Raw genomic sequence first — 12,309 nt, forward strand, 5'->3', positions numbered from 1 at the left:
GGCGGTCCGGCGGCGGGGAGCCCAATAGCATGCCCATACCACGGCGTCGGTGCGACCGGGATAGTTTGGCGTGGAACGGGACGGCCCAGTCAGCCGTCTAGAGGACGACGCAGGACCGCGGACCCACGCGGGGTGCAGACACTAGGAGTCAGGGGCGCGCATGACCTACCCACCGCAGCAGCCGCCGGGACCGTACGGCCAGCAGCCGCCGTCGGGACCCTACGGCCAGCAACCTGACCCGTTCGGCACCCAGCCGGCCTACCAGGGCTTCGGCGGCTACCCGCAGCCGCCGCAGGCGCCCAAGCCGAACAACACCGGCAAGATCATCGCCATCGTGGCGATCGCGCTGATCGTGCTGGTCGGCGCCGGGGTCGGCGTCTACTTCCTCACCAAGGACAAGGACTCCCCCACCGCGGGCGCCGGAGCCACGTCGACCTCGGCGACCTCGAAGCCGACGACGTCGAAGAGCGCCGACGACAGCCCGGTGGAGACCTCGGACAAGCCGTCGGGCGGCAGCAGCGACCCGAAGGAGATCGTCGAGTCGTACATCACCGCGTACGAGAAGAAGGACTTCTCCGAGGTCACCGCGGAAGCGTGCGAGGCATACAAGAAGAAGTACGGCACCGACACCACCGAGCTCGAAAGCAAGCTCAGCAAGTACAAGGTGACCGGCGAGGCCAAGAGCGACCCCGTCGTGAAGGGCAGCACGGCCACCGCGGAGATCGACTTGGAGCTGACCGCCGACGGCGGCACCCCCACCAAGGCCCAGATCCGGATCAAGATCGTCAAGGAATCCGGCGTGTGGCGATTCTGCGGCGAGGAACAAGCCTGATTTGCGGGTGCGCCCGGCGGGCTCACACTAAGTTCACTCCAGACGATTCATAAGCCAGACGTTCGCACAACCAAGGAGTCGGGTCCGCGAGATGACCTACCCACCGCAGCAGCCCCCCGGTCCGTACGGGCAGGACCCTTACGGCCAGCCGCAGCAGCCGCAGGACCCGTACGGCCAGCAGCCCCAGCAGCCCGGCTACGGCCAGCAGCCCTATGGCCAGCAGCCCGCCTACGGCCAGCAGCCGCAGCAGTACGGCTACCAGGACCCGTACGGCCAGCAGCCGCAGGACCCGTACGCCCAACAGGGCTACGGCCAGCCCGGCATGGTGCCCCCGCCGAAGAAGAACACCGGCAAGATCGTGGCCATCGTGGCCATCGCGATCCTGGTGCTCGGCGGCGCGGGCGCGGGCGTGTACTTCCTGACCAAGGGCGATGACAACAACACCGCGGGCGGGGGCGGCTCCACCAGCACGAGCGCCACCACCACCGGGAAGAAGACGACGAGCAAGACCACCACGTCGGAGGAGGAGACCTCGTCGGAGGAGACCACCACGACGACGAAGACCTCCGCGGGCGGTGGCGGCGGTGCGGGCGGCGGTGGCGGCGACGACATCAAGGCCGCGGGCCTGAAGTACGCCGAGGCGGTCAACAAGAAGGACGAGGCCACGGCCAAGAGCCTGACCTGCGACGGGACCGACCCCGGCATCATGTACACCAGCGTGGCGCCCAACGGCGGCACGGTGAAGGTCGTCGGCGAGCCGGAGATCTACGGGTCGGCCGGTGGCAAGGTCGACACCGAGGTCGTGGTGGCCAACAGCGACCCGATCGACTTCCCGATCGTGTTCGAGAAGAAGTCCAAGGGTTGGTGCGTTTCGCTGTAAAGCGATCTCAGCTACCGGGTGGCCAGGGCGGAAGCCCTGGCCACCGGCGTTTTTAGTGCTGTGGCCACATAGGTTTGCCGGTTATCGGCGTGTCCAGGTTTCCGCTGGGCGCGCGGCCGGAAGGCGACTTGTACTGGGTGTACCAGCGCCTTTCGGCCGTGCGTCCAGCGGGAAGCTGCGCCGCCGAGAACCGGTGAACCTATGTGGCCACAGCACTAGCCCTTGCTGGGGCGGCGCTGCGGCTTGGGGGTGACCACGCCGTCGGCGAGCCTGCGGGTGGTGAGCAGGAACGCGGTGTGGGCGATCATCCGGTGCTCCGGGCGCACGGCGAGGCCGACGGCGTGCCACGGCCGGATCAGCGTCTCCCAGGACTGCGGCTCGGTCCAGCAGGTCTGCTCGCGCAGCGCCTCGGTCACCCGGGACAGCTGGGTGGTGGTGGCGACGTAGACGACGAGGACGCCGCCGGGGATGAGGTTGGCCGCGACCGTCTCCAGCTGGTCCCACGGCGCGAGCATGTCGAGGATGACCCGGTCGACCTCGCCGGTGTGCGTGGCGAGGTCGGCGACGGTGAGCGTCCAGTTCTCCGGGTGCTCGCCGTAGAACTGCCGGACGTTGCGCTCGGCGTGTTCGGCGTGGTCGTCGCGGATCTCGTAGGAGGTCACGCTGCCCGTCGGGCCGACGGCCCGCAGCAGCGAGCAGGTCAGCGCGCCAGAACCGGCACCGGCCTCCAGCACGCGCGCGCCGGGGAAGATGTCGCCCTGCATGACGATCTGGGCGGCGTCCTTGGGGTAGATCACCTGGGCGCCGCGCGGCATCGACAGCACGTAGTCGGAGAGCAGCGGGCGCAGGGCGAGGTAGGACGTGCCCGCCGCGGAGGTGACCAGCGAGCCCTCGGGGGCGCCGATGACGTCGTCGTGGGCGAGTGCGCCGCGGTGGGTGTGGTACTTCTCCCCCGGCTGCAGGACGAGGGTGTAGTGCCTGCCCTTGGGGTCGGTGAGCTGGACCCTGTCCCCTGCCTCGAAGGGACCGCTGACCTTGCGTGCCGACACCGACGCCTCGCTTCCTGCCTGGTTGACCGGGTTGAGATGGTCGCAGAGGCAGGCGGGCGGCTGTCAGTCAACCCCTCGGTCGAGCGCGGCGCGCAGGTCGTCGCGGTGCAGGACACCGCACGGGCGGCCCTCGTCGTCGACCACGAGGAACTGCCAGGACGCGGTGTGCTGGACGCGGTCGATGATGTCCTTGCCCGATTCGCTCGCGAGCAGCACCGAGTCGGGCCGGATGGGCTCGGCGGCCTGTTCGGCGGGCGCGCCGGGGGAACGCTCGACCAGTTCGACGGCGGCGACCTCGTCGAGCAGGCCCGCGGCCACGCCGTCTGCCCGGACCAGCACGACCCCGCGGCCCGCCGCGGCGGCGAGCGCGTCGGCGACGCGGCTCTCGGCGGGCAGCTGCAAGATCGGCCGGGCGATGTCGGCCAGCCGCAGGCCGGGCGGCCACGTGCGCAGGCGTTCGGCGGTCAGTTCACCGCCCGCGCCCGCGGCGACGAACCACGCGGTCAGCAGGCAGACGCCGAGCCGCAGCCAGCGGTCGGGCGCGTCGGCGGCCAGGCCCCACAGCGCCCACACGACGAGCAGACCCGCGACGGCCCAGCCGCCCACGACGGCGGCCTGGGTGCCGGTGCCGCGTTTGCCGGTGATGGCCCAGACGCCCGCGCGCAGCATCCGGCCGCCGTCGAGCGGCAGGCCGGGCAGCAGGTTGAACACCGCGACGGCGGTGTTGGCGAACGCGCACTCCAGCACGAGCAGCCATACCGGCGTCTGCGTGGGCATCACGAGCGCCGCCAGCCCGAAGCCGGCGGCGAGCAGCACCGACACGGCGGGCCCGGCGGCGGCGACCACCCCTTCGTGCGCCGGGCGCCGCGGGGTGCGGGTGATCTCGGACAGGCCACCGAGCAGGAACAGCCGAAGCCTGCGCACCGGCAGCCCGAGCCGCAGCGCGACGACGCAGTGGCCGAGTTCGTGGGCGAGGACGGAGCCGCCGAGCAGCACGGCGAAGGCAGTGGCGAGCAGGATGGAGGTCACCGTGGTCGCCTCGGGCAGCAGACTGCCGACCAGCGGGGTGTAGAACACGACGACGGCGGCCGCGCCCAGCCACCACGACGGCGCGAGCACCACGGGCACACCCCGGTAGCGGAACAGCAGGAGTCCGGCGCTCGCCATGGCGTCACCCTAGGTGGTGTCCTGTGAGCCCGGTGCGCGGGATCGGTGATCCGGTGGTTCCTGGGCGTGCGGGCGGGAAGCCGCACGTACTGGGTGTACTTGGGCTTTCCGCCGATAGCGTGCGCCGGGCTCACAGGACAGCGCCCAGCCGGACGCGGCGAACACGCTAGGCGGCGTCACCGAAACTGTCGGTGGTCACGGCTATGGTCTGGGCATGTTCTCGGGACCAGGAACGGACCAGGGCTCGACCGGCGCGGAGCAGGCAGCCCCGCGCCGCCCCGCGCTGTCGCCTTCGCGTGCGGGCGATTTCAAGCAATGTCCGCTGCTCTACCGGTTCCGCGCGATCGACCGCCTGCCGGAGACGCCGTCGAAGGCGCAGGTGCGCGGCACGGTCGTGCACGCGGTGTTGGAACAGCTCTACGCGCTGCCCGCCGCCGAGCGGGTGCCCGAGACCGCGCACGCGCTGGTCGGTCCGACGTGGGCGCGGCTGGCCGAGGAACAGCCCGAACTCACCGCGATCTTCACTGAAGAGTCCGATGTGGACGAACAGCGGGCGAGCTGGCTGGCCTCTGCGGGCGGGATGATCGACGGGTACTTCGAGCTGGAGGACCCGCGCAGGCTCGAACCGGAGGCGTGCGAGCTGCTGGTCGAGACGGAGCTGGACTCGGGTGTCCTGCTGCGCGGCTACATCGACCGGTTGGACGTCGCGCCGACGGGCGAGATCCGCGTGGTCGACTACAAGACCGGCGTCGCCCCCCGCGAGATCGGCGAGGCGAAGGCCCTGTTCCAGATGAAGTTCTACGCGCTGGCCCTGTGGCGCCTGCGCGGCGTGGTGCCCCGGCAGCTGCGGCTGATGTACCTGGCCGACCGCCAGTCGTTGGCCTATGCCCCGGACGAGGCGGAGCTCAAACGCTTCGAGCGCACCCTCGACGCCATCTGGACCGCGATCCTGCGAGCGGCCCCGACGGGCGACTTCCGCCCGAACAAGAGCCGCCTGTGCGACTGGTGCTCCCACCAGGCGATCTGCCCGGCGTTCGGCAACACCGCCCCGGATTACCCTGGCTGGCCCGAGCCGGACTCCGGCGACGAGACCATCCTGGAACGCGCCGACTGATGTTCTACCGCGCGCTCAGCGAGACCACGTTCGAGTCCACGCCCCACACGGCGGGTCCGTGGTCGGCGGAGAGCCAGCACCTCGGCCCGCCGACGGCGCTGCTGGCCCGCGCGCTGGAGGCGCTGCCCGCGGCGGCGCCATCGATGATCGCGCGAATCACCGTGGAGATCCTCGGCCCGGTGCCGGTGACCGAGGTCGAGGTGCACGCCGAGATCGAGCGGCCGGGGAAGTCGGTCGAGCTGCTGGCCGCGACCTTGATCGCGGGCGGGCGCGAGGTCGTCCGCGCCAGGGCATGGCGGCTGACCACCTCCGACTCGCTCGCCGTGCGCACCGACGACGGAACCCCGCTGCCCGCACCGGAAACGGGTCGGGTCATGCTCCGCCCGGATGGCTGGGGTGCCGGGGCCGTCGACGCCATGGACTGGCGCGCGCTGTCCGGTGGCCTGGACATTCCCGGCCCGGCGACGGTGTGGGCGCGGCAGAAGTACCCGTTGGTGGAAGGCGAAGAGCCGACCGGGTTGCAGCGGCTGATGGTGCTGGCCGACTCGGGCAACGGGGTCTCGGGTTTACTGGACCCGCGGGAGTGGTTCTTCATCAACACCGAGCTGACCGTCCACATCAGACGCTACCCGGAGGGTGAGTGGCTGGGCATGGACGCGCACACGGAGATCGGTGAACACGGCTTGGGCACCGCGTTCACCGTTCTCCATGACCGTCGTGGGCCGTTGGCCCGTGGGGCTCAGGCGCTACTGGTCAGGCCGCGTTAGAGACGGCAGGCCCGGATGTCCGACGCGAGGACGGCCTTGGCGCCGAGGGCGGCGAGGCGGTCCATGATCGCGTTGACTTCCTTGCGCGGCACCATCGCCCGGACCGCCACCCAGTCCGCACTGGCCAGCGGGGCCACCGTCGGCGACTCCAGCCCGGGCGTGATCTCGATGGCCGCCTCCAGCAGCGACCGCGGGCAGTCGTAGTCGAGCATCATGTACTGCTGGGCGAACACCACACCCTGCAGTCGCGCCGCCAACTGGTCCCGCGCCGGAGAGACCGCCGCGGAGGCCCGCTCCACCAGCACCGCCTCGGAAGCACAGATCGGGTCGCCGAACGCGACCAGGTTGTGCTGCCGCAGCGTCCGCCCCGACCCGACAACGTCGGCGACCGCGTCGGCCACGCCGAGCTGGATGGAGATCTCCACCGCCCCGTCCAGCCGGATCACGTCCGCGGTGACGCCGTGCCGCGCGAGGTCGTCGGCGACCAGGTTCGGATACGACGTGGCCAGGCGCTTGCCCTGTAGGTCGCCGACCTTCCAGTCCCGCCCGGCGGGCGCGGCGTAGCGGAAGGTCGACCCGCCGAAGCCGAGCGCCAACCGCTCGGCGACGGGCGCGCGCGAGTCGAGGGCGAGGTCGCGGCCGGTGATGCCCAGGTCGAGCTCACCCGACCCGACGTAGATGGCGATGTCCTTGGGGCGCAGGAAGAAGAACTCGACCTCGTTGGACGGGTCGATCACGGTCAGGTCGCGAGACTCGTGCCGCTGCCGGTACCCGGCCTCGGTCAGCATCTCGGACGCGGCGACGGCCAGCGCCCCCTTGTTCGGAACAGCGACGCGCAACATCTGGTGACTCCTGGGGATGGATCGGGTGCGGGAGTGGGTCTACCGATCAGAGATGTCGGTAGACGTCCTCCAGCGCCAGTCCCCTGCCGAGCATCAGGACCTGCACGCGGTAGAGGAGCTGGGAGACCTCCTGGGCCAGCTCGTCGTCGGTCTGGTACTCGGCGGCGATCCAGACTTCACCCGCCTCTTCGAGCACCTTCTTGCCTTGCGCGTGCACACCGGCGTCCAGCGCAGCGACCGTCCCCGAGCCTTCCGGCCGGGTCAGTTGCCGCTCGCTGAGTTCGGCGAACAGCTCGTCGAACGTCTTCACGAGCGACGATCCTTCCATCCCGGGCGCGGCCGGTGTGGACAAGGGGACCCAGGTCACCCGATAGCGACCGCCAGACACGCCCCGCCGAGCGCGACACAGAGCGGTGCGTACACGCGCAGGTCGAGCCGGGCGAACTCGGTGTCCCGCCGCGACGACTGGACGAACCCGGCGAGCCCGCGCAGCAGCAGCACGATTCCCGCGCCCGCCGCGCCCACCGGGACACCCCAGTCGGGCCCGATCGCTGTCACGATGCCGGCCTTCGCCGCGACCAGGTAGGCCGCGGCGACGAGCGCGACGACGACCAGCGCCGTCAGCGTCCGGCTCGGCAGCGCGTCGACCTCGACGCCGACGACCTTCCGGGCGAATTCCTCCGGCGTCCGCAGCGGCCACGGCGAGAACATCCACACCACGTGCAGCGCCCCCACCAGCAACAACACCACCGCGGCGACCCACCCCAAGACGAGCATGGCCACTCCCCTCAGCCGTCCATACACCACTGTATGGAGCTGACCGTACAGTACTGTACGGCGGTGCCGAAGCCCAGACTCACCCGCACCGACTGGATCACCGCCGCGCTCACCGCACTGGCCGAGGGCGGCGTCGCCGCCGTCGCGGTCGACCCGCTGGCCAAGCGGCTGAACGTCACCCGCGGCAGCTTCTACTGGCACTTCAAATCGCGCGACGACCTGCTGCTGAGCGCGTTGGAATGGTGGGAACAGGAAGGCACCGCGTCGGTCATAGACCGCGTCGGCCACCTCGCCGACCCCCGCGAGCGGCTGCGCACCCTGTTCCACATCGCCCTGACCGAGGACCCGACCGATGGCCTCGAACCGGCCTTGGTCGCCCACGCCGACGACCCGCTGGTCGCGCCCGCGCTGCACCGGGTGACCGCGCGCAGGCTGGACTTCCTCACCACCGCCTACACCGACGCGGGCCTCCCCCCGGCGAAGGCGCGCATCCAGGCGGTGGTCACCTACTCGGCCTACATCGGCTGGACCGAACTGCGCCGGGCCGCGCCGACGATCGCCACGGAGACCGTCGACGACCCCGTGGCGTTGAACTACCTCATCGAGTCGCTGGTGACAGCCGGAGCTAGGCGATAAGCGTGGCCAGCAGGTCGCCGTCGATCCCGACGAGCGAGTCCCGGAACACCCGCCGCTCCCCCTCGGGCACCGGCACGTCGCACGGCACCACCAGCACGACGCACCCGGCGGCGACGCCCGCCGCGACACCGGTCGGTGAGTCCTCGATCGCCAAGCACCGCTCGGGGTCGACCCCGAGCAGCCGGGCGGCCTTCAGGTACGGCTCCGGCAGCGGCTTGTTGAGCCCGTCGACCTCGTCCCCGCACACCGTCACGTCGAAGAACTCGCGGCCGACCGTGTCCAGCGCGACCTCAGCCAGCGCACGCTCAGTGGACGTCACCAGCGCCGTGGGCACCCCGGAAGCCCGGACAGCCCGCAGCGCCTCCTCGGCCCCCGGCCGGAACACCGCCTTCGTCGCGAACAGTTCGATCATCCGGGCGTCGATGTAGGCGACGGACTCTTCGACCTGGGCGGGAGTCGGCGAGATCCCGACCTCCCCGAACAGCAGGTCCATCGTGGTCGGCACATTGGTCCCGACCATCGCCCGCCGGGTCTCCGGCGACAGGCTCCCGCCGAGCCGCTCGGCCAGCTCATACAGCGGGAGGTCCCACAGTTTCTCCGAGTCGAGCAGCGTGCCGTCGAGGTCCCACAGGACCGCGGCGGGCAGGTTGTTCACAAGGTCCCCTGTCACGTGTTGAAGTACTTGGCTTCCGGATGGTGCAACACGATCGCGTCGGTCGACTGTTCCGGGTGGAGCTGGAATTCCTCGGACAGTTTGACGCCGATGCGCTCCGGGTCCAGCAGGTCGACGATCTTGGCGCGGTCCTCCAGGTCCGGACAGGCACCGTAACCCAGGGAGAAACGCGCGCCGCGGTAGCCCAGGGAGAAGTAGTCGATGATGTTCTCCGGGTCCTCGTCGGCGACCGGCTTGCCGTTCGCGAACACGAGTTCCTCGCGGATCCGCCGGTGCCAGTACTCGGCCAGCGCCTCGGTGAGCTGCACGCCGAGGCCGTGGACCTCCAGGTAGTCCCGGTAGGCGTTGGCGGCGAACAGCTCGTTGGCGGTGTCGGCGATCGGCTGGCCCATGGTGACCAGGCTGAAGCCGACGACATCAATCTCGCCGGACTCGCGCGGGCGGAAGAAGTCGGCGAGGCAGAGCCTGCGTTCCTTGCGCTGGCGCGGGAAGGTGAACCGGACCCGCTCGGGCGCGTCCGGAGACGGCTCGGTGAGGATCACCAGGTCGTCGCCCTCGGCGACGCACGGGAAGTAGCCGTAGACGACCGCGGCGTGGGCCAGGACGTTCTCAGTGGCCAGCCGGTCCATCCAGTAGCGCAGGCGCGGGCGGCCCTCGGACTCGACCAGTTCCTCATAGGACGGTCCGCTGCCGCCGCGGGCGCCCTTGAGGCCCCACTGGCCCATGAACGTCGCGCGCTCGTCGAGCATCTTGGCGTAGTCGGCGACGGGGACGCCCTTGACGATCCGGTTGCCCCAGAACGGCGGCGTCGGCACCGCGACGTCGGTGGCCACATCGGACCGGGCGGGCTGCTCGACGTCGTTGGCCGCTTCCTTGGCCTTGCGTGCCTCGGCGATGCGCAGGGAGCGCTCGCGGCGGGCTTTGCGCTCGGCGGCCTTCGCCTGCAGCTCCTCGTCGACCAGCGGGGACTCGCCCCGCTTCGTGGCCATGATCGCGTCCATCAGGCGCAGGCCCTCGAAGGCGTCGCGGGCGTAGCGGACGTCGCCGAAGTACATCTCGGTGAGGTCGTTCTCGACGTAGGCGCGGGTGAGCGCGGCGCCGCCGAGCAGCACGGGCCACCGGGCGGCGACCTCGCGCGAGTTCATCTCCTCCAGGTTCTCCTTCATGATCACCGTGGACTTGACGAGCAGGCCGGACATGCCGATGACGTCGGCGCGGTGTTCCTCCGCGGCTTCGAGGATGGTGGTGATGGGCTGCTTGATGCCCAGGTTCACCACCTCGTAGCCGTTGTTCGACAGGATGATGTCGACCAGGTTCTTGCCGATGTCGTGCACGTCGCCCTTGACCGTGGCGAGCACGATGCGGCCCTTGCCGCCGTCCTCGGACTTCTCCATGTGCGGTTCGAGGTGCGCGACCGCGGCCTTCATGACCTCGGCGGACTGGAGCACGAACGGCAGCTGCATCTGGCCGGAGCCGAACAGCTCGCCGACGGTCTTCATGCCCGACAGCAGCGTGTCGTTGATGATCTGCAGCGCCGGGCGCTCCTCGAGCGCGGCGTCGAGGTCGGCGGCGAGGCCCTTCTTCTCCCCGTCGACGATGCGGCGCTCCAGCCGGTCGAACAGCGGCAGCGCGGCCAACTCCTGCGCGCGGGACGCCTTCGACGACGCCACGGTGGCGCCCTCGAACAGCTCCATCAGCTTCTGCAGCGGGTCGTAGCCCTCGCGGCGGCGGTCGTAGACGAGGTCGAGCGCGGTGGCGCGGCGGTCGTCGGGGATGCGCGCCATCGGGACGATCTTCGAGGCGTGCACGATCGCGGTGTCCAACCCGGCCTGCACGCACTCGTGGAGGAACACGCTGTTGAGGACCTGGCGCGCGGCGGCGTTGAGGCCGAAGGAGATGTTCGAGACGCCGAGGGTGGTCTTGACCTCGGGGTAGCGGCGCTTGAGCTCGCGGATCGCCTCGATCGTCTCGATGCCGTCGCGCCGAACCTCCTCCTGGCCGGTGGTGATCGGGAAGGTCAGGCAGTCGACGATGATGTCGCCGACCCGCATGCCCCAGTCGGCGACCAGCGCGTCGATGGTGCGCGCGGCGATGCGGACCTTGTCGGCGGCGGTGCGCGCCTGGCCTTCCTCGTCGATACACATGACGACGACGGCGGCGCCGTGCTCGACGACGAGTTCCATCATGCGGTGGTAGCGCGACTCGGGGCCGGAGCCGTCCTCGAAGTTGACCGAGTTGACCGCGCAGCGGCCGCCGAGCCGCTCCAGGCCCGCGCGGATGACCTCGGGCTCGGTGGAGTCGAGCATGATCGGCAGTGTCGACGCCGTCGCGAGGCGGCCGGCCAGCTCGGCCATGTCGACCGCGCCGTCGCGGCCCACGTAGTCGACGCAGAGGTCGAGCATGTGGGCGCCGTCGCGGGTCTGGGCGCGGGCGATCTCGATGCAGTCGTCGAACTTGGCGTTGAGCATGGCCTCGCGGAACGCCTTCGAGCCGTTGGCGTTGGTCCGCTCGCCGATGACCAGCACCGAGGCGTCCTGCTGGAACGGCACGGCCTGGTAGAGCGAGGACACGCCCGGCTCGGGGCGCGGCTTGCGCGGCTTGGGCTTCAGATCGCGCACGGCCTCGACGACCTGGCGCAGGTGCTCGGCGGTGGTGCCGCAGCAGCCGCCGATCAGCCGGGTGCCGAACTCGGTGACGAAACCGGACAAAGCGACCGCGAGTTCCTCAGGCGACAGTGGATAGACCGCGCCGTTGGGGCCGAGTTCGGGCAGGCCCGCGTTCGGCATGACCGACAGCGGGATGCGCGCGTGCTTGGACAGCGTGCGCAGGTGCTCGCTCATCTCGGCGGGGCCGGTGGCGCAGTTCAGGCCGATCAGGTCGATGCCCAGCGGCTCCAGCGCGGTGAGCGCGGCGCCGATCTCCGAGCCGAGCAGCATGGTGCCGGTGGTCTCGACGGTGACCTGGGTGATGATCGGGACGATCCGACCCTCGGCGGTCATCGCGCGCTTGGCGCCGATGATCGATGCCTTCGTCTGCAGCAGGTCCTGGGAGGTCTCCACGATGACGGCGTCGATGCCGCCGACCAGCATGCCCTTGACCTGCTCCTGGTAGGCGTCGCGCAGCGTGGCGAACGGCGCGTGGCCCAGGGTGGGCAGCTTGGTGCCGGGGCCGACCGAGCCGAGGACGAACCGGGGTCGGTCGGGGGTGCTGAACTCGTCGGCCACCTCGCGGGCCAGCCGCGCACCGGCCTCGGACAGCTCGAAGATCCGCTCCGGGATGTCGTACTCGGCCAGGTTGGCCAGGTTGGACCCGAAGGTGTTGGTCTCGATCGCGTCCGTGCCCGCGGCCAGGTAATCGCGGTGGACCTGGCGGACCACGTCCGGGCGGGTCACGTTCAGGATCTCGTTGCAGCCCTCGAGACCGGCGAAGTCGTCGAGCGTCAGGTCCACTGCTTGCAGCATTGTGCCCATCGCGCCATCGGCGACGAGGACACGCTCGTTGAGGGCTGCGATGAAGGGCGACTGGATGCTGTCCGGCATGTCGACAAGCCTACGATCTCCGTCCACCGCGGC

The 12,309-nt window shown here is 70.5% G+C and carries 12 protein-coding genes; 5 read left to right on the forward strand and 7 right to left on the reverse strand.

The window, feature by feature from the left end; translation table 11 throughout:
* Positions 1-160: 160 nt before the first annotated feature.
* Positions 161-832 carry a hypothetical protein gene (locus tag ACSHT8_RS08405; RefSeq protein WP_436499363.1) on the forward strand — a complete coding sequence of 224 codons (672 nt, stop codon included), beginning with the start codon at positions 161-163 and terminating at the stop codon, positions 830-832.
* Between the two features lie 91 nt (positions 833-923).
* Complete coding sequence (locus ACSHT8_RS08410) at positions 924-1,712, forward strand: hypothetical protein (RefSeq protein ID WP_436499365.1); 789 nt, start codon at positions 924-926, stop codon at positions 1,710-1,712.
* A 215-nt stretch (positions 1,713-1,927) separates the two neighbouring features.
* On the opposite strand, the gene ACSHT8_RS08415 is transcribed toward ACSHT8_RS08410, so the two are convergent.
* Positions 1,928-2,761 (reverse strand): tRNA (adenine-N1)-methyltransferase, encoded by an 834-nt coding sequence (locus ACSHT8_RS08415; RefSeq protein ID WP_436499367.1) that lies wholly within the window; start codon positions 2,759-2,761, stop codon positions 1,928-1,930.
* 63 nt (positions 2,762-2,824) lie between these two features.
* The gene (locus ACSHT8_RS08420; protein ID WP_436499369.1) at positions 2,825-3,928 is read right to left on the reverse strand and encodes a site-2 protease family protein; all 1,104 of its coding nucleotides are present in this window, start codon (positions 3,926-3,928) and stop codon (positions 2,825-2,827) included.
* 214 nt (positions 3,929-4,142) lie between these two features.
* On the opposite strand from ACSHT8_RS08420, the gene ACSHT8_RS08425 reads away from it, so the two are divergent.
* Together ACSHT8_RS08425 and ACSHT8_RS08430 are read left to right on the forward strand one after the other, a co-directional pair.
* On the forward strand, positions 4,143-5,042 hold the full coding sequence (locus ACSHT8_RS08425; protein ID WP_436499371.1) for a RecB family exonuclease: 900 nt from the start codon (positions 4,143-4,145) through the stop codon (positions 5,040-5,042).
* Positions 5,042-5,809 carry a thioesterase family protein gene (locus tag ACSHT8_RS08430; RefSeq protein WP_436499373.1) on the forward strand — a complete coding sequence of 256 codons (768 nt, stop codon included), beginning with the start codon at positions 5,042-5,044 and terminating at the stop codon, positions 5,807-5,809. The genes ACSHT8_RS08425 and ACSHT8_RS08430 overlap by 1 nt, the downstream gene beginning before the upstream one ends.
* Here ACSHT8_RS08430 and hisG read toward each other — a convergent pair.
* From hisG to ACSHT8_RS08445, 3 genes are read right to left on the reverse strand one after another with little or no spacing between them, the layout of a single operon-like run.
* Positions 5,806-6,651 (reverse strand): ATP phosphoribosyltransferase, encoded by an 846-nt coding sequence (gene hisG, locus ACSHT8_RS08435; protein ID WP_436499374.1) that lies wholly within the window; start codon positions 6,649-6,651, stop codon positions 5,806-5,808. The two genes, ACSHT8_RS08430 and hisG, sit on opposite strands and share 4 nt — an antisense overlap.
* A gap of 46 nt (positions 6,652-6,697) precedes the next feature.
* Positions 6,698-6,961, reverse strand: a complete 264-nt coding sequence (locus ACSHT8_RS08440) for a phosphoribosyl-ATP diphosphatase (protein ID WP_436499376.1) — start codon at positions 6,959-6,961, stop codon at positions 6,698-6,700.
* Positions 6,962-7,014: 53 nt separating this feature from the next.
* Entirely contained in the window at positions 7,015-7,428 is a 414-nt protein-coding gene (locus tag ACSHT8_RS08445) for a DUF3995 domain-containing protein (protein ID WP_436499378.1), read from the reverse strand.
* Between the two features lie 63 nt (positions 7,429-7,491).
* On the opposite strand from ACSHT8_RS08445, the gene ACSHT8_RS08450 reads away from it, so the two are divergent.
* A complete protein-coding gene (locus tag ACSHT8_RS08450; RefSeq protein WP_436499379.1) occupies positions 7,492-8,064 on the forward strand; it encodes a TetR/AcrR family transcriptional regulator in 573 nt (190 codons plus the stop codon).
* Here ACSHT8_RS08450 and ACSHT8_RS08455 read toward each other — a convergent pair.
* Positions 8,054-8,734: an HAD family hydrolase gene (locus tag ACSHT8_RS08455; RefSeq protein WP_436499381.1), complete on the reverse strand. Its 681-nt coding sequence runs from the start codon at positions 8,732-8,734 to the stop codon at positions 8,054-8,056. The two genes, ACSHT8_RS08450 and ACSHT8_RS08455, sit on opposite strands and share 11 nt — an antisense overlap.
* A complete protein-coding gene (gene metH / locus ACSHT8_RS08460) occupies positions 8,731-12,276 on the reverse strand; it encodes a methionine synthase (protein WP_436499383.1) in 3,546 nt (1,181 codons plus the stop codon). The genes ACSHT8_RS08455 and metH overlap by 4 nt, the downstream gene beginning before the upstream one ends.
* Positions 12,277-12,309: the final 33 nt, after the last annotated feature.

It is taken from the genome of Actinokineospora sp. HUAS TT18 (assembly GCF_051364635.1).
Lineage (GTDB): Bacteria > Actinomycetota > Actinomycetes > Mycobacteriales > Pseudonocardiaceae > Actinokineospora.